Genomic DNA, 24,454 nt, shown 5'->3' on the forward strand with positions numbered 1-24,454 from the left:
TATTTACAAACGTTCGTTAATTACACTGCGTACAATATCGATAGCTACAGTGTTGCGTCTATCATTAGGGATAATTATATCTGCAAAATTTTTAGTAGGTTCTATAAATTGCTGATGCATAGGTTTTAATGTGGTTTGATAACGATTTAAAACTTCATTTACATCTCTACCTCTTTCTGCTACGTCTCTTTTTAATCGTCTAATTAAACGTTCGTCTGTTTCTGCATGTACAAAGATTTTAATGTCAAATAAATCTCTTAATGCTTCACTATTAAAAATGAGAATTCCCTCAACAATGACCACTTTTCTTGGGTGTGTTTTTACAGAATCTTTTGTTCTATTGTGTGTTACAAAAGAATAAATAGGTTGGTTTACTGTTTTTCCTTTTTTAAGCTCTTTAAGGTGCTTAATGAGTAAATCAAAATCTATTGCTCTTGGATGGTCAAAATTTATTTTTGTACGTTCTTCATAAGAAAGATTATCAGTGGCTTTGTAATACGAATCTTGTGAAATTACACATACTTCATCATTGGGTAATTGTTTTACAATTTGATTAACCACTGTAGTTTTTCCACTTCCAGTACCACCTGCAATTCCGATAATTAGCATAGATGTAATTGATTTTGATTTGATGTCATTTTCTTTTAAGTCGAAAGTTGTAAAAAAAAACAAACTAGTTTTTCGACTAGGTTTGAGATGACAAGAAAATTATATTAATACCTAACTAAACACGAAAGTAATAAAGATTTTACAAATTCATAAAATTATTAATCTTAATCTCTTTAGCTTTTAAATCGAACATTAGATTATACAATCCAAAAAAGGTTCTGTTCATATAAATAAAGTGTTTAGATCCTCTACTTGCATTGTACGAACGCAACTCAACATTTTTAGAATATCGCTCACCAAATTCAGAAATTTTCCCAAAAAATTCAGCATCAGAAAAATCAAACTCTTCTACGTGAAAAGGTTGTGTAAAAATGGATAACATTTCGTGAAACATCGCCTTAAAGAATTCAAACTCTTCTTTAGGGTCCTCTTTTCTTAAAATATCTAACTCAAACATTTTTTCTACAAAAAGAGGTTCGTCGTCTAAAGTTTCTTTTCTTGCTAAAACAAAATACGGATTATAGAATTCTAAAGGAATGGTTTTCATACAACCAAAATCTAAGGCAATCAATTCGCCTTCTTCAGACACTAAAAAATTTCCTGGATGTGGATCTGCATGTACTTTTTTTAATATATGGATTTGATACATATAAAAATCCCATAAGGCTTGCCCAATTTGATTTGCTATTTTTTGGTCGGTATTTTTAGCCGTAAATTCAGATAGATGAATACCTTCCATCCAATCCATTGTTATGATTTGTTTTGACGAAAAATCCGTATAATAATTAGGGAAAGCAAGATGATTAATATTTTTACAAGCATTTACAATTTCTTTACTTTGTTGAACTTCAAGAAGATAGTCGGTTTCTTCTAAGAGTTTGTCTTGCACCTCAAAGAAGTATTCATCAGAAGTTTTTCCTTTCATATTAAACATTCTAATTACAAAAGGTTTTAATAATGCCAAATCTGATTTTATACTGTCTGAAACGCCAGGGTATTGAATTTTAACAGCCAATTTTTTACCATCTTTTTCTGCTTTGTGCACTTGCCCAATACTTGCAGCATTGTATGCTTTAACATCAAATTTATCATATATTTCAGACGGAAATTTACCAAAACTTTTCTTGAATGTTTTTAATACTAAGGCTTCAGAAAGTGGTGGTACAGAAAATTGTGCCAAAGAGAATTTTTCTACGTATGCTCTTGGTAAAATACTCTTTTCCATACTTAACATTTGCGCTACTTTTAACGGACTTCCTTTTAAGTCTTTTAAGCTATCGTAAATATCTTCTGCATTGTTTTTGTTAAGCTGTTCTCTTGCTTTTTCTTCGGTTTCTGTAATTTTGTTTCCATAATACTTTAAGTAATTCACACCTACTTTTGCCCCTGTTTTTACAAGTTTAGAGGCTCTTTGAATTTTGGTAATCGGAATTTTACTGGCTTTTTTCATACGTTAATCCGTTTTTGTTTGGAATTTTTCTTTGTACACAAATTTCCCTAGGTCAAATACGTTTTTTAGGAATTTGTTTTCTATTAACTCGAAGCTAGTATTGATTGATTTCTCGATAAAAATATCTGTTTTTTCAAAGGATTCTGAGCTGTCTTCTAACCAAAATTTAATGGTAACAATCAGTTGAACCCAAGCAGATTGGCTGATAATATTAGATTGAAATTTTTCTAAACCGTCAATAGGTAAAATACTTTCGGTGAGGCTTAAATTATCTATAAATTGGATAAAACTTTTCTTTAAAGCAGCAAATGTTTTATATGATTTTAATTGATTTTTACAACCTTTTAAAACAACTTCTACATAGGTTCTATTTAAGTTTAAGTTTTCGAAAAAGGTAAAGTATAAACTTAGCAATTGGTTTTTACCATCAAAAGAAGCAAACTCTTCACTTTCATTTAAAACTTCTAAAGAGTTTTTAAACAATTCGTTAAAAATAGTTTTTTCTACTTTTTTTAAAGATTTAAAATGCTCGTAAAACGTAGTTGTATCTAATTCTACTGCATCACAAAAACTGTCTACATCATCTGGTCTCGTTTTGGTTTCAGCAACCAAATCCATATACAAAGTAAGGATGTCTAATTTAGAGATTTTTTTCTTTTTTCCCATAAAAATATATATACTACAAAAATACGAAACGTTTTATGGTTACAACAAAAATGACTTCTATAAAAACCAAAAACCAAGTTAAATTTTAACTTGGTTTGCTACAATTATGTCAAGAAAAATTATGCAAAGATTTTACGGAACCTTTCTCTGCCTTTTACAAAATGACTTTTATAAGTTTCTAGAGCATCAAATACTATATTTTGTTGATTGTCTAGTAATTGCACTCCTCCTTTTAAGGCCTTTTCAGTAACTTTTTGCCATTGACTAGCAACATCAATAGTTTCTGTAACAATTTCTTCTGTTGCTTGTAAAGCAAATTCATTTGCTTTTGATGCCGATTTTTTTACCTTTTTTATGGTTTTATCTACTTTGTTAGTAAAATCTGCTTTTTTAACTTTTTTAGATGTCATAACTTTTGCTTTTTATGGTTTTAATTTTGTTGATCTTTAATTTTAATATTTATTTTCTTGTCCAGTTTTTTACAGCTTCCATATCACCTTTTAACGCTAACTTAGCTTGTGCTTTCCATCCAGATAAGTCGTAAATTTTTGCGTTTATACCAGCATCAGTTAATAATTTTGTCATGTTTTTAATAGTCATTTTTGCAATCTGGCTATAGGCAGTAATATTTAATTCGTTTAAAGACTTTTCTAAAACTGGGCCAATACCTTTAATTACTTTTAAATCATCTATTTCATCCACTTTTTCAACCACAATTTTTTCTTCTACTGCAACCTCTTTTTTAACTACTTTTTTCTTGGTAGTTTTTTTTGTTTTTGCAGGTTTAGCGTCTTCTAACTTTTCGTTAACGGTATTTAAAGCATCTTCTGTATAATCTTCAATTTTTTCTTTAACATCATCAATAGTTTCAGAAATATTCTGCTTTAATTTTTCAGACATTTTTTCGGCTTTTTTTACCAATTTATTTTTGGCAATTTCTTTCTCAACCTTGTCTTTCATTTCCTCAGCTTTTTCAACAAAAGGATTTTCTTTTATTTTTTTCTTTGCATTTTCTAACATTTCTTGATCATAACCAACCAATGTCTTTAAACGCTCAGTACTATTGTCTAACTGACCTTTAATAGATTCTGCAGTTTCTACAACCATATTGATTTGTTTTTTGGTTAAAGGTTCTGCTTTTTTTGCTAATTTAGCCGTTAATTTTTGCCATTTTTCTCCTGTTTTAACCGTAGTTTCTATAGCGTTAAAAGAAGCATCAATTAAATCGTTATTTATTTTTTTAAATATTGCTTTGGCTTTTCCTAATTTTTCGTGATTTTTATATTTTGTTGCCATTATATGTGTTTTTTTTTTCTTTAAAAATGAATACTACAAATATAAAGTTTGTGAGTTACAGATGAGTTACAGTTTATTTTTTGCTGAAAAAGTCTAAGGTTCTATTCATGTTTTTCCAAATCATTTTTTTGTTGATTTCTAGATAATCAAAAAATTTATCTTGTTGTTTTTCAGAAAATTGAAATCCTTTTTTTTAAAGTTTGTCTGTTTTGTTTTGAACTTTTTCTATTTTATTAAAAGAACATAAAACTGTTTTTTCTGTTGTTTTTAATGCTTTTTTATTGATTTGTAAGGCTTGTTTTTTTATGTTTTTAGCTGTTATGTTTTTCATTTTTAATTCGTTTACTGGTTCATTTTTATTCAAAAGTAAGAAGTAGAAGTTACAGCAGAGTTACAAGTGGTTTTTTTAAGAACCGAATGATACAGTTTATAGTTATTCTTTTTTAGTTGATAGTGTCATTACCAACGAAGTTTAACGTAGTTGGAAATTTTTAATTTTTATAATCATATATAAATTCTCTACCTCGCTTAAAATGACACACCTACATGTACTTTTCAAATAGTACCCTTGTATTGTAATAAAAAGAAAAATTAAAACGATTAAAAAAAATGTAAACTTCATTTAAAATTATTGTTAAAACCAAGTTTAAAAACCTAAAAATTTAGCCTTTTGTTTTCATTTGCGTAATGTACTTCATTGTTGCTATAAAGTAATTTTACGGCTCAAGAAATTCAATTTAAAAATGAAATCAACTACACATCTTAAAATTACATTACTAACATTGTGCCTGTCGTTTTTAGCTTTTCAAAGCAAAGCGCAAACAGGAAATTTAACCGGAGTTTTAACCGATAATCAAGGGTTATATGTGCCAGGTGCCAATATTCTTGTTGTAGATTTACAAAAAGGAACAACATCAGACTTTGACGGTAAGTTTACCATTATCGGAATTCCGTCTGGTAAACATCAACTAAAAATATCTTATATAGGGTATAAAGATGTTATTAAAGAAATCGAAATCTTAGCAAATAAAACGTTAAAAGTAAATTATACTTTAAATGATGCTAGCTTTGAGTTAGAAGAAATACAAATTAGAACCGGCTTAAGTGGTCAAGCAAAGGCATTAAATACACAAAAAAGTAACATCAATATCACTAATGTTGTGGCAACAGACCAAATTGGTAAGTTTCCTGATGTAAATATAGGAGATGCCATGAAGCGTATTTCTGGTATCACTATGCAAGTAGACCAAGGTGAAGCTCGTAATATAATTGTAAGAGGTTTGTCTCCTCAATTAAATTCGGTAACATTAAATGGTAGCAGAATTCCGTCTGCTGAAGGCGATAACAGAAACATTCAAATGGATTTAATTCCATCAGATATGATTCAGTCTATTCAAGTAAACAAAGCTGTAACTCCAGATATGGATGCAGATGCCATTGGAGGTTCTGTAAATTTAGTAACCAGAACTGCCCCACAAAATTTTAGATTATCTGCTACAGCAGGTTCTGGAATCAATACAATTACAGACAAAAGAATTTTAAATGGTTCTTTTTTAGTGGGTAATCGTTCTAAAAACAAGAAATTTGGTTGGATGTTATCTGCAACTGTAAATGATAATGATTTTGGTTCGGATAATGTAGAGGCAGAATGGGCAAATCAATTTGCATATACAAACACAAACGGAGATGAAGTTGAATTAGATGTAAATCCGTACACCAATGTGCTAGAAGAAAGAACCTATTTAGTGCAACGTGTACGTAGAAGTTTTTCTGCAAATTTCGATTACGAATTTAATGCAAACAATACCATTTATTTAAAATCGATGTATAACTGGAGAGATGATCGTGAGAATCGTTTTGTGTTAGAACACGGAATTTTAGATGCAGAAGATATTGCAGAAAATGATTTTGCATTAGATAATAATTTACCAATTCGTTTTCCAGTAGAAGTAAAAAGAGAAACTAAAGGAGGTATAGACAATGATAGAAACCAAAACAGACGTTTAGAAGACCAAAGAATGCAAAATTATACTTTGGGGGGTAAGCACTTAACAGGAAAATTCAAAATTGATTGGTTGGCATCTTATGCAAAAGCATCAGAAGAACGTTTAGATGAGCGTTATGCCGTTTTTGCTACAGAATACAGTATTATTAATAACAATAACAATACTGAGTTTCCTTTTTTTACAGCCGTAAATTCATCAGATTTTAATGATGTATCTTCTTTTGAGTTTGATGAAATCACTAATGAAAATCAATACACAGATGAAAAAGATATCAACTTTTTTGTCAACTTTCAAATGCCATCCAATTGGTTTTGTAAAGGGGAAGGTTTTATAAAATTTGGTGCTAGAGGTCGTTTTAAAGAAAAATTAAGAGACAATAACTTTTTCGAGTTCGATTTAGAAAGTAGTTTTGCTACTATGGCAGCTATCCCTACAAAAGATTATACTGATGCCGATTTTTTAGCGGGCAGTAGATATAATGCAGGTTTATTTCCAGATGAAACTTGGTTAGGTGGTTTAGATTTAACAGGTGGAGAATCTGTTGATGACGAATTTTTAAGAGACAATTTTAACGTTACAGAAGATGTTTGGGCAGGTTATGTAATGACCAATCAGCAGATAACAGAAAAGCTTGGTGTTTTATTAGGACTTCGATTAGAGCACACTAGCTTGTCTGCAACTGGTAACCAAATTTTAGATGAAGATGATTTACAAGGAACGTCAACATCAGAAAACAGTTATACAAATGTATTACCAGGTATTCATTTTAAATACAATGCAACAGATAACACTGTATTGCGTTTTGCTTGGACAAATACATTGGCAAGACCAAATTATGTAGATATTACTCCTTTTTCTGATATTATAGAAAGTGATGAAGAGGTTTTTTTAGGAAATCCTGAATTAGAACCAACAACATCTATGAATTTCGATTTTATGGCAGAAACCTATTTTAAAAATGTAGGAATTTTATCAGGTGGTATATTCTACAAAAGAATTAATAATTTTATCTATACCTTTCAAAGAGAAACTACTTCTGATGAATTTGGTGCAAACAGTACTGGTTTTGAAGTTTTTCAGCCTTTAAATGGCGATGATGCTTCTATTTTTGGAGCAGAAGTTGCATTTCAAAAACAATTAGACTTTTTACCATCATTCTTAAAAAACTTTAGTGTATATGCAAATTATACCTTTTTAACTTCTGATGCAAACGGAATTAGAAACGAAGATGGAGATGAGCGTACCGATTTAGATTTACCAAACACAGCACCAAATATGTTTAATGCTTCGTTGGCTTATACAGATAAAAAATTCTCTGCAAGAGTTTCTGTAAACTTTTCTGATGCTTATATTGATGAAATTGGTGGAAATGCTTTCGAAGATCGTTATTATGATGAACAATTGTTTTTAGATTTCAATGCTACTTATGCCATCAACAAAAATTTACGTATTTATGCTGATGTAACCAATATTACAGATCAACCTTTACGATATTATCAAGGTGAAGCTAACAGAACAATGCAGATGGAATACTATGGACAAAGAATACAATTAGGATTAAAATATGATTTGTTTGGTAAGTAAATTGGTTTTTATTTTTTGAACAAAATCAAGAAATCTTCAATTTGTTAGTCTTTAGAATTTTTCTGATAAGTTAGAATAAAATAAATATAAATATGATTTCAAATCCAATAAAATTCATCAACAATGCTGCTCTAGTTGTGGGCAGCTTGTTGTTTTTTTCTTGTGCAAAAACAAGTAAACTACCTCCAATTACACCAGATGTAATTACAGAAAAAACAATTAACGATACAGACGATCCTGCAATTTGGATACACCCCAAAGACCCCGAAAAAAGCATTGTTTTTGGAACGGATAAAGAAACCAATGGTGCTATTTATGCTTTTGATTTGCAAGGTAAAATTATTGAAGAAAAAACCATCAGAAATATAAAAAGACCCAATAATGTTGATTTAATTTATGGGTTTCAACTCAACGATTCTACTCAGGTTGATGTTTTAGCGTTTACAGAAAGAGAGCAACAACAAATTCGAGTTTTTTCCATTCCAGATATGCAACCTTTAGACAATGGTGGTTTTAAAGTTTTTGAAGATGAAACTGATATCAACCTAAAACTACCTATGGGTATTGCCCTGTACAAATCGCCAATAGATAGTTCATTATATGCCATTGTTGGTAGAAAAACTGGGCCACAAAATGGCTATTTATATCAGTATAAACTTGAACCAAAAGAAAGCAAAGTTACAGCAAAATTGGTTAGAAAATTCGGACAGTTTAGCCAAAAGAAAGAAATAGAAGCAATTGCTGTAGACGAAGAAATGGGTTTTGTTTATTATGCTGATGAAATGCATTGTATTCGAAAATATTACGCAGAACCATCAAAAGGTAGTAAAGAGATTTCTTGTTTTGGAGGTGATAAATTTTTAGAAGATATTGAAGGAATTGCCATTGCAAAAATGAAAAACAAACAAGGTTTTCTTATTGTTTCAGATCAGCAAAGAGGACAGTTTAATATTTTTAACAGAAAAACCAACGAATTTATAAAGGCCGTAAATTTAACAACAATTAGCACAGATGGTTGTGAAGTGGTAACAGTGCCATTAAATAAAACCTTTAAAAGTGGTTTGTTTGTTGCTATGAATGATACCAAACAATTTTACTTTTATGATTTAGATAGAATATTGAAATAGAAAATTTTATCCCTAGCAAAAAGAGGTTGTCTTCTAATTTAGACAGCCTTTTTTTATTTGTAGATTTCAGTTTGTCTATTATTTTGTTTTAAAACATCATAATATAAAAAATCTAAAATCTCAGTTCTACATTGATACATAGGTCTTGAATTCCAACTATGATCACCGTTTTTAACAGCGTATAAATAATAAGATTTGTTGATTAATTTTAGTTGATTTGCAATAGTTTGAGACCCAAAAAGAGGCAAATACCCAACATCATTTTTAGAACAATAATGATGAGGAGCAGCATCAAAAGGTACTAATTTGTCTGAAGTTCCATGAAAAAGTTGTGTAGGAATTGCTGTTTTTAAGTTGATATTATCTATCGAAATTATAGCACCAGCCATACTAATCATTCCTGCAAATCGAAAATTTTTAGGTAAAATGGTATTCTCATACACATAACTTAAATGTAAAATAGCTTCTGCACCAGCACTAGAACCCACAAGAATTATTTTATTTTTATTTATGTTAAATCTTCTTTTCTTTTTAAAGAGATACTGCAATGCAAAACTGATGTCTTTTGATGCCATATTAAAGGCGTTTATTTTATCATAAGCATTAGTAAAACAACCAAAACCTTTACTTTTCATTGTTAAACGATAAGATATTGAGGCAAAAGCATAACCTCTTTGTGTTAGAAAATTTGCAAAATCTTTAATGTAATATTCATTTCGTTTTCCTCCAGAAAAACCACCTCCGTGTACATATACAATCAGTGGATACTCCGTTTTGATGTTTTTGGGGCTGTAAAAATCTAGTTTTAGCTTTTTACCATCAATTTTCTTGTATTTGTAGGTTCTTTTTTTAACTTTAGAAATACTATCAAAATATATTTCTTGGGCATGTAAACTACTGATAAAAAAAAGAAAAGTGACTACGAATATTGATTTCATAAAAGTTAAAGTCTTTTTTGTAAGTACTTTGTTTTTAGGTTAAAATAAAAATTTCTTAAATGCTTGTATAAAAATGCATTCGTTCTTACATAGTAAAAAGAGATAATACATACAGAAGCCATAAAGGCAATAGCACCAAAAACAGCTTGTAGAGGAGATAAGGTTTTGCCTATTAATTTTAAGCCAATTCCTGTAAAGCTTCCATAAATAATAATAAAATGAATAACGTAAATAGACAACGTTTTTTGTCCTATTTTTAAAATTAGAGGTACTTTTAAGTAGGTTTCAAATCCATAGAAGAAAGCAAAATACAAAAAAACATTACCTAATCTTGTAAATAAATAGTTAAAATATGCAGCATCTAAAAATAATTTTATGTTGGTAAATTTGGCAATTTCACTTAAGATAAATGAAGAGTAAAAAATTAAGAGGAACCCAGCGATTAGAAAACCAACGATTATTTTTAACTTAAACTGCTTTTTATCTAAATTTTTATGGAATAAAGTTGCCAAAAATGCACCAAAAGAAACATAACCAAACCAAGGGATTATTGTAAAAATAGATCCATTACTTTTAGAAATATAATTGCTTAATACAAGTGGTAGATTATAAAAAGTAAGTTCGCGATATAAAGGTTCAGTAATAAAAATAAGTACTCCAGTAATGATAGTTAATAAAGAAAAAATTTGAAGATTTTTTGCTGATAAAACATACAGACCTATAACAATAATTAAGCTTAAACCAATACACTGTAGAACATCTACCACTAAAAAATAAGTGTTAAAGCTACCTGTAAACCATTGAAAAACAGGAACTCTTATTAAATAACCAACAAAGATTAAAAATAAACCTCTAATGATGCCTTTTCTAATTCTCAATTTTTCGTTGCCTTTCGCTTTGGCTTTTAATAATAGAAACGTAAAAATTAAACCAGAAATGGTAAAAAAAGTGGGGGCTGTAATTCCACGAAAATATGACCATACTTTATAAAGTATGTAAGTTTTATCTCTATAAATAGGGTCTAGAAGCGTATCAATAAAATGCCCTTGCAACATCATTAAAATGGCAAAAGCACGCACAATATCAATAAAATAAAGTCTATTAGAGTTCAATATTTAAAAAATAGACTCTAAAAGTAAACATATATTTAAGAAATGACCAAAAGAAGTAAATGAATTTGATTGTAATTGTAAAAAAGAAAAAAAAATAAAAAATACTGATCAAATATATTAAACTGTTCTAGTTCTATTTAGCAACATAAAATCAGCCAAAACCAAAGCTGTTAAAGCTTCTACAATGGGTACAGCTCTTGGTACAACACAAGGATCATGTCTTCCTTTTCCTGTAATTTCTGTAACTTCATTTTCAGAATTAATTGTTTGTTGACTGCTCATTATTGTGGCTACAGGTTTAAAAGCAACTCTAAAATAGATGTCCATTCCATTAGAAATTCCACCTTGAATTCCACCAGACAAGTTGGTTTTAGTAGAACCATCAGCATTAAAAACATCATTATGTTCAGTACCTTTCATTTTTGCACCACAAAATCCGCTACCAAATTCGAAACCTTTTACTGCATTTATAGATAACATTGCACCACCTAATTGAGCATGAAGTTTATGAAAAATAGGTTCACCCAAACCAACAGGCACATTTTGAGCCACGCAAGTAATGGTACCTCCAATAGTATCTCCAGCTTTTCTGATTTCTTTAATTTTGTCAATCATTTTTTCTGCGGATACTTCATCAGGACAACGAACAATATTACTTTCTGTTTTAGAAAAATCTACCTCTTGATATGGTTTTTCCATAAAAATATCACCTACAGAAGATGTAAAAGCATTTATTTTGATGTTAGCCACCAATTGTTTAGCTAATGCTCCAGCCACAACCCAGTTTGCAGTTTCGCGAGCAGAACTTCTTCCACCACCTCTATAATCTCTTAAACCATATTTCTGATCGTAAGTATAATCTGCATGAGAAGGTCTGTATACATTTGTATTATGATTATAATCTTTACTTTTTTGGTTAGTGTTTTTAATTACAAAACCAATAGAAGTTCCTGTGGTTTTACCTTCAAAAATACCAGATAAAAACTCTACAGTATCCGGTTCTTTACGTTGGGTAACAATTTTAGATTGCCCTGGTTTACGTCTATTTAGTTCTTCTTGTATTGCTTCGAAATTAACTTCTAAACCCGCAGGAAAACCATCTATTACACCACCAATTGCAGTTCCGTGCGATTCTCCGTAAGTTGTTACTTTTAATAAATTTCCAAAAGAATTAAATGACATAATTAAAAATTATAATTTTGATACAAATATAATGAAAGTACGCTATAGTTTTTTGTAAGCAAAAAGTATTATAATGATTTCTAAAATCTATTAAATATCTTTAATAGCTGATTTTTAGTAAGATAAAATTATAATTTTAAGATATTCAAAAAAAATAAAAATTATTCGTTTTTTTGTTTCACAAAATAAAAAAGCTTTCTATATTTGCATCCGCATTCAGGAAATACCTGATGAGACACTTGGAGAAATGGCAGAGTGGTCGAATGCGGCAGTCTTGAAAACTGTTGACTGTAACAGGTCCGGGGGTTCGAATCCCTCTTTCTCCGCTGATAGATTTTCAAAAATCATCAAAACCCTTTAAAATCTAGGTTTTAAAGGGCTTTTTCTTTTTCGGAAAACACATAAAATTCATTAAATCTTATAAAAATCGAGACCCATTCGGTGTCACTTGCAAATCACAAAAATAAGTGACACCGAATTTCTCTGGATCCCTTTGATATCAAGGGTTTCAAAATTAAAACTTGACTAAAACCTGTTCAAAAAAAGTACATCTTGTTTTGAATTCGGTGTCACTATAATTTTAATATGAATTTTTAAAGGTTACCAAAAATGAAAACAAAAACAGCAATTTTATTTTATGCAAAGAAATCAAAAGTAAACAGTAAAGGGCTTTGTACCATCTACACACGCATTACAGTCAATGGAAGACGAATCGAATTTAGCACAGGTAGATTTGTACAACCCGAAAAATGGTCCACGGCTGGTGGCAAGGTAAAAGGACATTCTGCAGAAGCTCGTTCAATAAATAGGCATCTTGACATTTTAAAAACCAAGATTATTGATATTCAAATGGAATTCATTCATGCAAAAATTCCATTCTCAACAAAATTGTTTAAAAGCAAAATATTAGGAGAAGAAACAAAACAAAGAACCTTAATTCCAATTTTCGAAGATCATAACAAAAGAATAAAAGAATTAGTCGGTAAAGAATATGCACCAGGAACATTAGAAAGATATAAAACCTCATTAAAGCACACCAAAGAGTTTTTAGAATGGAAGTATAAAGTATCAGATATCGATATTCTAAAAATAGATCATGCCTTTATAACAGATTACGAATTTTATTTACGATCAGTTAGAAATTGTAGTAACAACACAGCAGTAAAATACATCAAGAACTTTAACAAGATTATAAAAATCTGTTTAGCTAATGATTGGATAGATAGAAACCCATTCAGTAACTACAAATCTAAAATTAGGCAAGTAGAACGTGTATATTTAACTGAAGTTGAAATTCAAAAACTAATGGAAAAAGAGTTTGCATCAGAGCGCTTGTCATTAGTAAGAGATATTTTCTTATTCAGTTGTTATACTGGCTTAGCATATATAGATGTAAAGAACTTAACTCAATCACATATTAATATCGGAATTGATGGTGATAAATGGATATTCACCCATCGTCAAAAAACTGAATCAGCATCTAAAATTCCAATATTACCAGTTACCCAAATCATCATAGACAAATACAAAGACCATCCAAAATGCATTGCAAATAATGCACTTCTACCTATTTTTAGCAATCAAAAAATGAATGCCTATTTAAAAGAAATTGCGGTAATCTGTGAAATCAACAAAGACCTTACGTTTCATATTGCACGCCATACTTTTGCTACAACAGTAACACTCTCTAATGGTGTACCCATAGAAAGTGTAAGTAAAATGTTAGGGCACAAAAATCTAAGAACTACACAACACTATGCAAAAGTATTAGACAAAAAAGTGAGTCACGATATGCAGATTTTAAAACAAAAATTAAGTAAAAATCACACCTTAACAAAAAGTCAAGGTATAGGCTAGTTTAGAGCCTGTTAATAACTTTTTAAGGGTATCAATTCATAGAATTTATACATTTTGAATTATTTTGTAGTCCTCAAAATAACTCATTTTAATTGCTATGAATTCTTTTTGCACACCATTCTTTCAAGAATTGGAGCGGGACTTTGTATCACTCAAAAGTTCTGAATCCAACACTATTGTTAGGTGTCAAAAAAATCATTTCATTTTTAGAAAAGAAGTTAAAAAAGCTCAATAAATGGGTAAAGAATTATTCTTTTGAATGTCAAAAAGAGGAGATCTATTTTTTTAAAGAATTAAAACCTTCCTTAATTTCTAAAATATTGTTTTATCAAAATGTTTTAAAAATTGAATCAACATTGCCTCCTGGTAAAAAAGCAAAAAGGAAACACTACATAAAAGCCATAAATAAACTATCTGTAAAAACCAGAGAAGATCGTGATTTTTTCGAATATTACAGGTCAAGAGCAACATATAATGACCACAAATATTTTGTAAGAAGACCGTATAAAGACATTTTTAGAGACGATCCAATGCAGTTGTATTTCGATTCTAAAATATCTACTTCTCACGAATATCAAGTTGCCAAATTAATCAGCTCAGATATGCTAGTAAATTATTTAGAACGAAAGATTGATGAAATAAATCAGAAAACAGGAGCAGCAAATTTTAGAGATCCTGTAAACTACATCTGGTCAGGCACCAAAATAGATCTGGTAGAATTGATTTATGCTCTAAAACATGCTAGACTCATCAATAATGGAAATACCGATGTAAAAGAATTAGCGACTCATTTGGGAAAAATTTTCAATATCGAATTAGAAGATAATATCTATAGAATTTATCAAGACATTAAATTGCGAAAAACGGTTAGAACTAAATTCTTAAATAAATTAGCAGACAACCTCAACCAAAAGTTAGACGAAGAAGATCTATAATACCCAACTTGGGATACCTGTGGTTTTATATTTAAAATAGATACTTTTCTAAGTGTTCTTTGTCGATGAGAATTGAACTGACATTCATTTTAAATTTTACATTCAACAACAATAGTCGTTTACAACCTTTTAGTAAAAAATCACACCCACCTTACGAATACCTTGTCAATAGAAATAATACAATTGCAGTTGTTTTGTAGCAGAACAATTTATTCTAATGTAAAACAAATCAATATGCATCTAAACTTAAAAAATCTATTCCCAGAAACCGAAAATCTAGACATTCTAAAACACCAACAAGTAACAAGATTAGACTTGTTAAATGCACTCAATTTTCTGATCAACGAAATCAATACCAGTAAAAAAGAAGAGCAACCCAAAAAATGGTTAAAATCTTCAGAGGTAAAAAGTTTATTAAGAATTTCTCCAGGCACTTTACAAAACTTACGCATCAATGGCACCTTAACCTATACCAAAATAGGGGGAATCATTTTCTACTCTTATGAAGAAATTTTAAAAGTAATGGAACAAAACAAAGTAAACAGAAATACAAATGAGTAATATGAATTATATAAAACACTTAACAGGTTTCTTTGATAAAGTCATCAACGATCATACCTTAAATCCAACACATATTAGCTTATACATTGCTTTGTTTCAATTCTGGAACTGCAACCGATTCAGAAATCCCATCAGTATTTCTAGAGATGAAGTAATGCGCATCAGTAAAATCAGCTCAAAAGCCACCTATCACAAATGCTTAAAAAATTTACATGCACTAGGGTATTTAAGATACGAACCATCCTACAATCCTTATAAAGGGAGTATGGTGTATATGTTTAATTTTTCTGAAAATTTAAAGCCCAAAAAGAAATCAAATACTAAACAAGTGCAAGACAAGCAGCAGACAAGTAACCTACCAACTAATGAACAAGCAGAGGTATCTTATATAAACAATACAAATAGTACAAACACTATAAATAAATTAAAAGAAGAGCAATCAAAAACTACTGATGTAGAAAATTTAGAAGAGGTCTCAAAACAAAAAAAGTTGCGTCAAAAAAATAAAAGTAAAGAACCAGTTTTAGAAGAAGTAATAAAATATTTCGAAGAACAAAACTTTCCAGAAATCGAAGCCAACAAATTTTACAACTATTTTTCCAGTAATGGATGGTTAGTAGGAGGTAAGACCCCAATGAAAAACTGGAAAGCAGCAGCAAAAAACTGGATGCTCAACAGCTTAAAATATAATCAGAATAATAATTCAAAAACATCCATTCAACCACAAAACCTCAACACAGCCATTGATAAAGATTACTCAGAACCACTCTAATGTCATTGCGAGGAGTTTACGACGTGAAAATCTGTTTATTTATAACACTATAATCCAAAGCAATATCACAAACAAAATCACAATCTAAAACCGACATAGGATTTGTAAACGAGCGTCAATAGTTTGAAAATGCTGTAAAAATAAAAGCTGTTTGAAGCATTACCAAAAATCAAAATGTATTTTGCTTTGAAGGTAGCAAGCATAGCTTAGTTCTTTTATTTTAGGCATTAAAAACGTAATAGACCGCTGAAATAACGAAGTTATTCACGAAGTCCATAAAGTAAATACGAACAACCTGAGTAAAATCCAAGTCTAGATTTTTTTGCTTCTTTTTTGATCAATGCAAAAAAGAATGAGAAATAATTAAAAATATATGCAGCCTAGATTTTTTGAATACTTTTTCATCAATGGAAAAGAATAATAAGAAACAAAGAAAAGTGAGTCTTGATTTCTTGTTTCATATAGTATCAAGACAAAATGATATGAAGTAAAAAAACATTTTATCACCCCAACAAAGAAAACCATGAACAAGAAGCAATCTCATAAAACAAAGTCACAATCTCAAACGTCATAGAATTTGCAAGCGAGTAGTCTTCTGTTTGAAAGTTACGTAAAATGAAATGCTGTTTGAGCAAAGCGAGTTCATTTCATTTAGTAATTGAAAACCTAGAAGACCGCTGAAAATTCAAGACTAGCGTTTTTTGTTTCTTTTTTGGGCGATGCAAAAAAGATTAGAATAAAATAAATTAAGTCTAGATCTTATGTGAAGTCTGTGCTGAATTTAGTTCAGCATCTATCAAGAAAAAATGAAAGGATAAACCAACAACCAAAAACGAACAACGAACAACGAACATGTACAACTACCAAAACACCACAAACTGGTTAGAATCCAAAGGAAAACAACTATTTGGGAATCATTTCAAAATATACGAAGAAGACAAACCCATCATTTACAAACTGATAGCTTACGCTTTACAAGATCAAAAAATGGTAAAAAGGTGCAATATCAATTTAGAAAAAGGAATCCTGCTGTCTGGTCCAATAGGTTGTGGAAAAACCACATTAATGACATTATTAAAATTCTTAGTCCCAAAAGACCAAAAATACTATGTAAAATCCTGTAGAGAAGTAAGTTTTGAATTCATAAAAGAAGGTTACGACGTAATACACAAATACAGCAAACCAAGATTACATCAAAAAAAAGCAGGCATCATTTGTTTTGACGATCTCGGAACCGAAAGTAATCTAAAATATTACGGAAACGAATGCAATGTAATGGGTGAAATTTTACTAAGTCGATACGATGCTTTCAGTCATCCAGAATCCAGTCGTAGAACTAAAACCCATCTCACTACAAACCTGTCGGCTTCAGAACTAGAACATTGTTATGGCAATAGAATCAGAAGTCGATTAAGAGAGTCTTTTAATCTAATAGCCTTTAGTAATAATTCAAAAGATAAACGAATATAAAAAAAACATTTTAAATGTATATTATTTTATACATTATTAATATATTTGTATAATTATATATACATTATTGCATTATGGGGAAGAAAAAACAAATACTATTTCCAAAGCACTTGGTAATTCTTGAACAGTTAGGTGAAAACATCAAATTAGCTAGAAAGCGACGTAAATTAACAACAACTCAAGTCGCTGAAAGAGCTGATATCGTCAGAATGACCTTATATCAAGTAGAAAAAGGCAACCCAAGCGTCGCTATAGGCGCCTATTTCAATGTATTAAGAGTATTAGGCTTACAAGACGATTTCTTAAAACTGGCAGCTGATGATGAATTTGGAAGAAAATTACAAGATTTAGATTTATTATAAAACACAGATCATTGCGAGAAGTGAAACGACAAAGCAATCTCTAGGATAGTATCAGAATGAAAACAGGTAAACTAGACATATACGTATACGCACATTGGAAACCAATGCAAGAACCCGAATTAATAGGCATCCTTTCAGCACTATATGCCAAAGGAAAAAAAGCCTTTAGTTTTGAGTATGATAAAAAATGGATCAAATCTAAAAACCAAATGTTGTTAGATCCAGATATTCAGTTTTATAGTGGTCCACAATATCCAAATAACAAAGAAAATTTCGGTGTCTTTTTAGATAGTATGCCAGATACCTGGGGACGCACATTAATGAAAAGAAGAGCGGCACAAGAAGCAGCAACAATTGGCGAAAAAGCAAAAACACTATATGAAATCGACTTTTTACTCGGTGTGTATGATGAAAGCCGAATGGGAGCATTAAGATTTAAAACAGACCTAAATGGCCCATTTTTAGATAATAACAACCAAACACCAACACCACCTTGGTCCTCAATACGTGAGCTTCAAGATGCTGCTCAAAACCTTGAAAATGATACCGAAAGCGATGAAGCTAGACAATGGCTTGCTATTTTAATGGCTCCAGGATCCTCTTTAGGTGGTGCCAGACCCAAAGCTAATATTCTAGATAACGAAAAAAATTTATGGATAGCAAAATTGCCTGCAAAAAATGACACCACAGACAAAGCTGCTTGGGAATTTCTAGCCTATCAATTGGCATTAAAAGCGGGTATTCACATGTCCGAATGTAAAATCCAAAAGGTAACTGGTAATTACCATACCTTTTTTACAAAACGCTTTGATAGAGTAAATGGCGAAAGAATTCATTTTGCATCAGCAATGACCATGACTGGTAATAACGAAGTAACAATAAGAGATCATCAAGCTAGCTATTTAGAGTTAGCAGAGTTCATTCAAAACCATGGTAGCAATATAGAAAGTAATCTCGAGCAACTGTGGCGCCGTATGGTGTTTAATATTGCCATTTCAAATACCGATGATCATTTACGCAATCACGGGTTCATCATTAAAAATGATGGCTGGGAACTCTCTCCTGCCTACGACCTCAACCCATCTATAGATAAAGAGGGTTTAGCATTAAATATAGATATGGATAACAATGCGTTAGATTATGATTTAGCAAAAAGTGTAGGAATATATTTTCGTTTAGGTGAAAATCAAATGAATACTATTTTAGATGAGGTATTCGCTGCAGTTACTTCCTGGAAAAAATTGGCAACAAAAATAGGCATTTCAAATAAAGAAATTCAACTCATGCAAAAAGCATTTAAGATGTAGTTTTTATTACCACAAACCACAAACCACAGAATTAGAACAATGTTATGGCAATAGAATTAGAAGTCGATTAAGAGAGTCCTTTAATCTAATAGCTTTTCCAAATTACACCAAAGACAAACGGAAATAATAATTTTTAAATTCTTTTGGTTCTTTTTGTGGATGTGAAGCCTTTTTTTACCTTTTTGTTTAAAAATTTATTAGGTAATTATAACAATGTTCAGTATATTTGAGTGTTCATTGTCACTGAACAGTTAAAAATAATGAACACACTATGTTATGTATCGAAACAACGACTTTATATATGAAGCAATCTCTAAGTTAGAGAAGTTGATTAATATTCCTATTGAAATAGGTAGTAATAGACCAAAATATGATGCGCTATTGCGAATCAAAAACGAGCAATTTATTGTAGAAGCAAAAAAAACTGTGCGAACTTCAAATCAAGGTTTAATCTTGTCTAAACTTGAAGAGGCGAAACTATATAGTAAAAGACCTATTATTTTAATTGCAGAATATATTTCTAAAAAAGCAACAGAAGAACTAAAGGAACGTGAAATAAATTATATAGATACAGCAGGAAATGCATTTATTAAATACAATGAACTTATTATTTTAATAGAAGGTCAAAAAAAAGCTAAAAAAGAAAAGACAAATCAATCTCGTGCTTTTCAAGAGGCTGGATTAAAAATAATATTTCAATTATTATATACGCAAGAACACCTTCAATATTCATATAGAAGAATTGCAGAAAAAGCAGACGTTTCTATTGGTTCTGTAAGTAATGTAATGGCAGAATTAGAAGAGCTGAATTACCTATTAAAAACTGATGATAAGCGTGTTTTGAAAAATAAAAACGAGCTACTTGAACGATGGATGGTAGGATATAATTCAGTGTTGAAACCTCGTATTTCAAGAAAGAAAATGCGTTTTCTAGACAAAGATTTTCAACAACAATGGAAAAATATAAACACAGATATTAATGATGGCGCTATTTTATGGGGTGGTGAACCAGGTGCTGCAATTCTTACACATAATTTACGACCAGAAAAATTTACAATTTTTACAGATCTAGATTTATCTGAAGTTGCCAGATCACTAAAACTGGTACCAAGTGAAAATGGAGAAATAGAAATTTTACAAAAATTCTGGAAGAACGACTCTGAAAATCAAAAAACAGCACCAGCATTATTAATATATGCAGATTTAATTAACAGTGGTTTTGGTAGAAATATTGAAACTGCAAAACAAATACTAGAAAATGAGCTTAGATATATCTAGTGCTAAATTTACACACCCACTAATAAAGCCCATTTTAATTGAGTTAACTACTTATTTTAAAAAAAACAGGAATTTCTTTTTTTGTTATAGGTGCAACTGCTCGAGATATTGTTATGGAATTAAATAATCAGAAATCTGGTCGTTTAACATACGATTTAGATATCGCAATAACAGTTAATGATTGGGTACAATGGCAGAAAGTTGAAGAAGAGATCGTAAAGCTAGATAGCTTCACTAAAGACCCAGATCAAAAGCAACGATTTATATATCAAGGAAAATTTATATTAGATATTGTACCCTTTGGAAATATTATGAAACAAGATAGTAAAATATTTTGGCCACCAGATGAAGATTTTGCAATGTCAGTTTTAGGTTTTGATGCAGTAGAGGAGGCTTCACTAAAGGTAAATATAGATCAAGAAATAGAAATACAGATAGCCTCTTTAAGCGGTATATTTCTCTTGAAAATTACAGCTTGGAAAGATCGTAATCATAAAAGTAATAAGGATGCTGATGATATTGGGTTCATTTTAGAAAATTACCTCTCAATAAATGAAGAACGAGCAGCAACTGAATACTACGATGATATCTATACCGAAGATTTTACACTGGTAAAAGGGGGTGCAATGCTTTTAGGTATAGATGTCTCAGAAATATTGCAGGAATATCCTGATGATTTAGCAGCTATTAAACAAATATTGATAGACTCAGTAGATCAAAAAGAACATAGTATACTCATCAATCAAATAATAGAAACACATAAAACACTATCCTATGAAGAGGTCTTGGGAGCAATACAAAATTTAATAAATCAACTAAATTAAAAATTCAAAACACAACATTAAAAATCCTTTCCACAAATCATCAACACTAAATACTCCAAACCCTTTTAAAAGAATTCAAAAGACAAACGGAAATAATAAATTTTAAATTCTTTTGGTTCTTTTTGTAGATGTGAAGCCTTTTTTTTACCTTTAGTTTTTATCTTTTTTTGATAAAAATTGCTAAAAATTATCACATATTTATTTTTAGAACAGGAATTTAGTTTTCATTGTGCTAAGACTAAATAAATCAACCATAACCAAAAAGAATGCAAGTAAAACCAATTACTATTGGGCAAAGGATTTCAACAAGAGGAGAAGATTTTTTAATAACAAATATTATAAATAATTCAGATGGTAGCCAGTTATTAGATGTAGAAGGTATTAGTGAATTAGTTAAAGGAATGCGTTTTGCTTTTGATACTAAAATTGATAATCAAATAAAGGCAGTAAATCCTAACGATACTATTTTTACTGCAGATATTGAAGGAGGATACAGAAAATCAAAATTATATATTGAAACCCATCTCAGAAATTCTACAATTTATTCAGATAAAATTACCATCGCTACAAAGGCAGCTTTTAATGTTGCTGAATATCAATTAACACCAACCTTAACAGCATTACAATTACCAAGACCTCGTTTATTAATTGCAGATGGAGTTGGTTTAGGAAAAACCATAGAAGTTGGAATTTTCATCACTGAAATGATGAAAAGAGGAAAAGGAAAGCGAATTATGGTATTAGCATTAAAGTCAATTTTGGGTCAATTTCAGCAGGAATTATGGAATCGTTTTGCCATTCCATTGGTAAGATTAGATAGCGAAGGAATTGCTAAAATAAAAACCCAACTTCCCGCAAACAAAAACCCATTCGATTATTACGACAAAACAATTGTATCAATAGATACATTAAAAAATAATGCAAAATTTAGGCATTATATAGAAAAATCTAGATGGGATATCATAGTAATTGATGAATGTCATACAGTAGCAAACAACCAAAGTCAGCGAGGAGATTTAGCGCAGTTTTTAGCAAAACAGTGTGAATCGTTAATTTTAACATCAGCTACACCTCACAATGGTAAAAAAGAGAGTTTTGCTAATTTAATTAATATGATTGAACCCACTGCTATTCCAAAAAGCGGTAATTATACAAACGATGATGTAAAACCATATTATGTTAGACGTTTCAAAAATGATATTACCGAAGATGCAGTAAGAGCCAATTTTCAAGATCGTGAAATTATTAGGTTAGAAACAGAGTTGTCATCAGAGGAGTTGGCCTTTTTACGTTACCAGCAAACTTTAAAAATTCAAGGTTTACAGGCATTAAAAAATAAGAAATCTAAAGACGATTTATTATTCTCTATTATGATATTCAAATCGTTTATGTCTTCTCCTTATGCAGCCTTAAAGTCTATCAACAATAGAATTGAAAAAGTAAAAGAGATAGGGGGGCAGTCAACCAATTTTGAAGATAGTTTAGAGGTCTTAAATGAGTTAAGAGTGTATTTAGAAGATATTTTGAAATCAAAACAAGATAGCAAATACAAAAAGTTCAAAAAAACCTTAATGGAGTTAGGTTGGTCTGGTAAGAAAAAAGATGATCGATATGTAGTTTTTGCAGAACGCATTGCAACTCTTGAATATTTAAAAGAAAACTTAATAAGAGATTTTGGTTTAAAACCAGAAGCAATTCAATCCTTTAGTGGTTCAGATACAGATGTAGAGCAACAACATATCATAGAAGATTTTGGTAAAGAAGATAGTAAGGTTAGAATCTTATTATGTTCTGATGCAGGTTCACAAGGGGTAAACCTACATTACTATTGTAATAGAATGTTTAATTATGATATTCCTTGGTCTTTAATCACGTTAGAGCAAAGAAACGGACGTATAGATCGTTATGGTCAAAAAAATACACCTTATATCTATTACTTGGTAGGTAAAACAGAAGATGAAGCCATCAGAACAGATTTACACATCATTAACAATCTAACTAAAAAAGAAGAAGAAAAGCATAAAACATTTGGAGATATTGGGTCTATCATGCAATTGTATAATGCAAAAGAGGAAGAAAGTAAAGTAATAAAAGCTATTGAAACTAAAAATGAAGACTTTCTAGAGGAGCTAGAAACTTTCGATTACGGTGCAGCTTTTATTACAGAAGATGACAGTACAGCATCAATTATCACAGACAATCCTTTTGAAAAACAATTGACCATTTTTAACAACGACTTTTCATATTACAAAGCGCTTTTCAATCAGTTAAATGTTGAAAACCTAATGAACTCAAAAGACTTTTCCTTATACGAGGAAGATGAGTTTTTAGAGTTAAACAATACAAAAGAACTCAATAAAATCTTATACGATTTACCTTCAGAATCCAAACCAAAAATAAACGAGTTTTTTAAACTAACTACCAATAAGGATTTAGTACAACAATCTATAGAAAATGCTCGTAAGAAAACAGACGAATGGGCAGAGTTTCAAGTCTTGTTTGATTTGCATCCAGCAATTAAATATTACATGACCAAGTTAGAGGCTAGTGTACCTAAAAACGAAGCGTTAGCGGCTAAATTAAGTACAATACTACCAGAAAATAGTGCTTGGTACGTGCTACAAGGGCAAATTTCTAATAATCTAGGGCAACCTGTGATCTCTGACTTTTTTGTTGTAGGAGTTTCAGAAGAGAAGGTAATAAAATCGATGCCAATATTAGAGTTTTTAGAAACTTATAAATTGAAAGAAGAACTGTATGATGAAAATATTACAGCAAAAGAGTTAGCAGCATTACATAAAAAATTACCAATAGCTATAGATTTTGCGCAACACAAACACATGAAAACCCTACAAGGAAAGCTTTCATCGAAGATGTTTGAAGAAATGGTAAAGCAGGAAGAAAAGGTAATGAAATGGCAGGAAGCATCTTTAAAACAATTAGAAGTAAAGTTTGAAAATACGGCCGATACTAACTTTATGAAAAACAAAAAGGAAAAGGAACTCGAAGAGATTAATTCAATTACAGCAGACTCAAGTCAGTATTTAAAAAACGTAATGAGTTTAGCAGATCAGGAAGCATATATTAAAGTAATGGCAGTATTTTTTAACGCATAGGT

At 30.4% G+C, this 24,454-nt stretch carries 21 protein-coding genes, 1 tRNA gene and 1 pseudogene; 14 read left to right on the top strand and 9 right to left on the bottom strand.

All coding sequences use genetic code 11. The annotated features are described in order from the left end of the window. Nucleotides 1–3: 3 nt before the first annotated feature. The 6 genes from udk to ACW9UN_RS13300 all read right to left on the bottom strand — a co-directional run bounded on the left by udk (nucleotide 4) and on the right by ACW9UN_RS13300 (nucleotide 4,352). Nucleotides 4–609 (bottom strand): uridine kinase, encoded by a 606-nt coding sequence (gene udk, locus ACW9UN_RS13275; RefSeq protein WP_459486834.1) that lies wholly within the window; start codon nucleotides 607–609, stop codon nucleotides 4–6. A 139-nt stretch (nucleotides 610–748) separates the two neighbouring features. Next, entirely contained in the window at nucleotides 749–2,059 is a 1,311-nt protein-coding gene (locus ACW9UN_RS13280) for an ABC1 kinase family protein (RefSeq protein WP_459486784.1), read from the bottom strand. Between the two features lie 3 nt (nucleotides 2,060–2,062). Continuing rightward, a complete protein-coding gene (locus ACW9UN_RS13285) occupies nucleotides 2,063–2,725 on the bottom strand; it encodes a TetR family transcriptional regulator C-terminal domain-containing protein (protein WP_459486785.1) in 663 nt (220 codons plus the stop codon). 119 nt (nucleotides 2,726–2,844) lie between these two features. Next, nucleotides 2,845–3,135, bottom strand: a complete 291-nt coding sequence (locus tag ACW9UN_RS13290) for a hypothetical protein (protein WP_459486786.1) — start codon at nucleotides 3,133–3,135, stop codon at nucleotides 2,845–2,847. 49 nt (nucleotides 3,136–3,184) lie between these two features. Further along, on the bottom strand, nucleotides 3,185–4,021 hold the full coding sequence (locus tag ACW9UN_RS13295; RefSeq protein ID WP_459486787.1) for a helix-hairpin-helix domain-containing protein: 837 nt from the start codon (nucleotides 4,019–4,021) through the stop codon (nucleotides 3,185–3,187). Nucleotides 4,022–4,214: 193 nt separating this feature from the next. Beyond that, complete coding sequence (locus tag ACW9UN_RS13300) at nucleotides 4,215–4,352, bottom strand: hypothetical protein (RefSeq protein WP_459486788.1); 138 nt, start codon at nucleotides 4,350–4,352, stop codon at nucleotides 4,215–4,217. Between the two features lie 412 nt (nucleotides 4,353–4,764). Between ACW9UN_RS13300 and ACW9UN_RS13305 the strand changes: the two genes are divergently transcribed. Next, on the top strand, nucleotides 4,765–7,611 hold the full coding sequence (locus tag ACW9UN_RS13305; protein ID WP_459486789.1) for a TonB-dependent receptor: 2,847 nt from the start codon (nucleotides 4,765–4,767) through the stop codon (nucleotides 7,609–7,611). Between the two features lie 92 nt (nucleotides 7,612–7,703). Next, nucleotides 7,704–8,738, top strand: coding sequence for a phytase (locus ACW9UN_RS13310; protein WP_459486791.1), 1,035 nt, complete (start codon nucleotides 7,704–7,706; stop codon nucleotides 8,736–8,738). Nucleotides 8,739–8,791: 53 nt separating this feature from the next. Here ACW9UN_RS13310 and ACW9UN_RS13315 read toward each other — a convergent pair whose 3' ends face one another. The 3 genes from ACW9UN_RS13315 to aroC form a co-directional block, all read right to left on the bottom strand. Beyond that, nucleotides 8,792–9,676 carry an alpha/beta hydrolase family protein gene (locus ACW9UN_RS13315; protein ID WP_459486792.1) on the bottom strand — a complete coding sequence of 295 codons (885 nt, stop codon included), beginning with the start codon at nucleotides 9,674–9,676 and terminating at the stop codon, nucleotides 8,792–8,794. A 5-nt stretch (nucleotides 9,677–9,681) separates the two neighbouring features. Beyond that, a complete protein-coding gene (locus tag ACW9UN_RS13320; RefSeq protein WP_459486793.1) occupies nucleotides 9,682–10,788 on the bottom strand; it encodes a heparan-alpha-glucosaminide N-acetyltransferase domain-containing protein in 1,107 nt (368 codons plus the stop codon). Nucleotides 10,789–10,905: 117 nt separating this feature from the next. Next, on the bottom strand, nucleotides 10,906–11,970 hold the full coding sequence (gene aroC, locus ACW9UN_RS13325) for a chorismate synthase (protein ID WP_459486794.1): 1,065 nt from the start codon (nucleotides 11,968–11,970) through the stop codon (nucleotides 10,906–10,908). 241 nt (nucleotides 11,971–12,211) lie between these two features. Between aroC and ACW9UN_RS13330 the strand changes: the two genes are divergently transcribed. The 12 genes and pseudogenes from ACW9UN_RS13330 to ACW9UN_RS13385 all read left to right on the top strand — a co-directional run bounded on the left by ACW9UN_RS13330 (nucleotide 12,212) and on the right by ACW9UN_RS13385 (nucleotide 24,452). Next, nucleotides 12,212–12,296, top strand: a tRNA-Ser gene (locus ACW9UN_RS13330). Between the two features lie 283 nt (nucleotides 12,297–12,579). Beyond that, entirely contained in the window at nucleotides 12,580–13,827 is a 1,248-nt protein-coding gene (locus ACW9UN_RS13335; RefSeq protein ID WP_459486795.1) for a site-specific integrase, read from the top strand. Between the two features lie 176 nt (nucleotides 13,828–14,003). Next, nucleotides 14,004–14,762 carry an RteC domain-containing protein gene (locus ACW9UN_RS13340; protein WP_459486796.1) on the top strand — a complete coding sequence of 253 codons (759 nt, stop codon included), beginning with the start codon at nucleotides 14,004–14,006 and terminating at the stop codon, nucleotides 14,760–14,762. Nucleotides 14,763–14,996: 234 nt separating this feature from the next. Then, complete coding sequence (locus tag ACW9UN_RS13345; protein ID WP_459486797.1) at nucleotides 14,997–15,323, top strand: helix-turn-helix domain-containing protein; 327 nt, start codon at nucleotides 14,997–14,999, stop codon at nucleotides 15,321–15,323. After that, complete coding sequence (locus ACW9UN_RS13350) at nucleotides 15,316–16,095, top strand: transcriptional regulator (protein WP_459486798.1); 780 nt, start codon at nucleotides 15,316–15,318, stop codon at nucleotides 16,093–16,095. Before ACW9UN_RS13345 ends, ACW9UN_RS13350 begins: the two co-directional genes overlap by 8 nt. An 852-nt stretch (nucleotides 16,096–16,947) precedes the next feature. After that, complete coding sequence (locus tag ACW9UN_RS13355) at nucleotides 16,948–17,565, top strand: ATP-binding protein (RefSeq protein ID WP_459486799.1); 618 nt, start codon at nucleotides 16,948–16,950, stop codon at nucleotides 17,563–17,565. A gap of 74 nt (nucleotides 17,566–17,639) precedes the next feature. Further along, nucleotides 17,640–17,927: a helix-turn-helix domain-containing protein gene (locus tag ACW9UN_RS13360; RefSeq protein WP_459486800.1), complete on the top strand. Its 288-nt coding sequence runs from the start codon at nucleotides 17,640–17,642 to the stop codon at nucleotides 17,925–17,927. Between the two features lie 56 nt (nucleotides 17,928–17,983). After that, nucleotides 17,984–19,234, top strand: coding sequence for a type II toxin-antitoxin system HipA family toxin (locus tag ACW9UN_RS13365; protein WP_459486801.1), 1,251 nt, complete (start codon nucleotides 17,984–17,986; stop codon nucleotides 19,232–19,234). A gap of 28 nt (nucleotides 19,235–19,262) precedes the next feature. Further along, nucleotides 19,263–19,361 (top strand): annotated as a pseudogene (locus ACW9UN_RS13370) (ATPase); the annotation flags it as partial. 149 nt (nucleotides 19,362–19,510) lie between these two features. Continuing rightward, nucleotides 19,511–20,512: a type IV toxin-antitoxin system AbiEi family antitoxin gene (locus ACW9UN_RS13375; protein WP_459486802.1), complete on the top strand. Its 1,002-nt coding sequence runs from the start codon at nucleotides 19,511–19,513 to the stop codon at nucleotides 20,510–20,512. A gap of 113 nt (nucleotides 20,513–20,625) precedes the next feature. Then, nucleotides 20,626–21,336 carry a nucleotidyl transferase AbiEii/AbiGii toxin family protein gene (locus ACW9UN_RS13380; RefSeq protein WP_459486803.1) on the top strand — a complete coding sequence of 237 codons (711 nt, stop codon included), beginning with the start codon at nucleotides 20,626–20,628 and terminating at the stop codon, nucleotides 21,334–21,336. A 266-nt stretch (nucleotides 21,337–21,602) separates the two neighbouring features. After that, complete coding sequence (locus ACW9UN_RS13385; protein WP_459486804.1) at nucleotides 21,603–24,452, top strand: helicase-related protein; 2,850 nt, start codon at nucleotides 21,603–21,605, stop codon at nucleotides 24,450–24,452. The last annotated feature ends 2 nt before the right edge of the window (nucleotides 24,453–24,454 follow it).

This window comes from Polaribacter litoreus, from assembly GCF_054584775.1.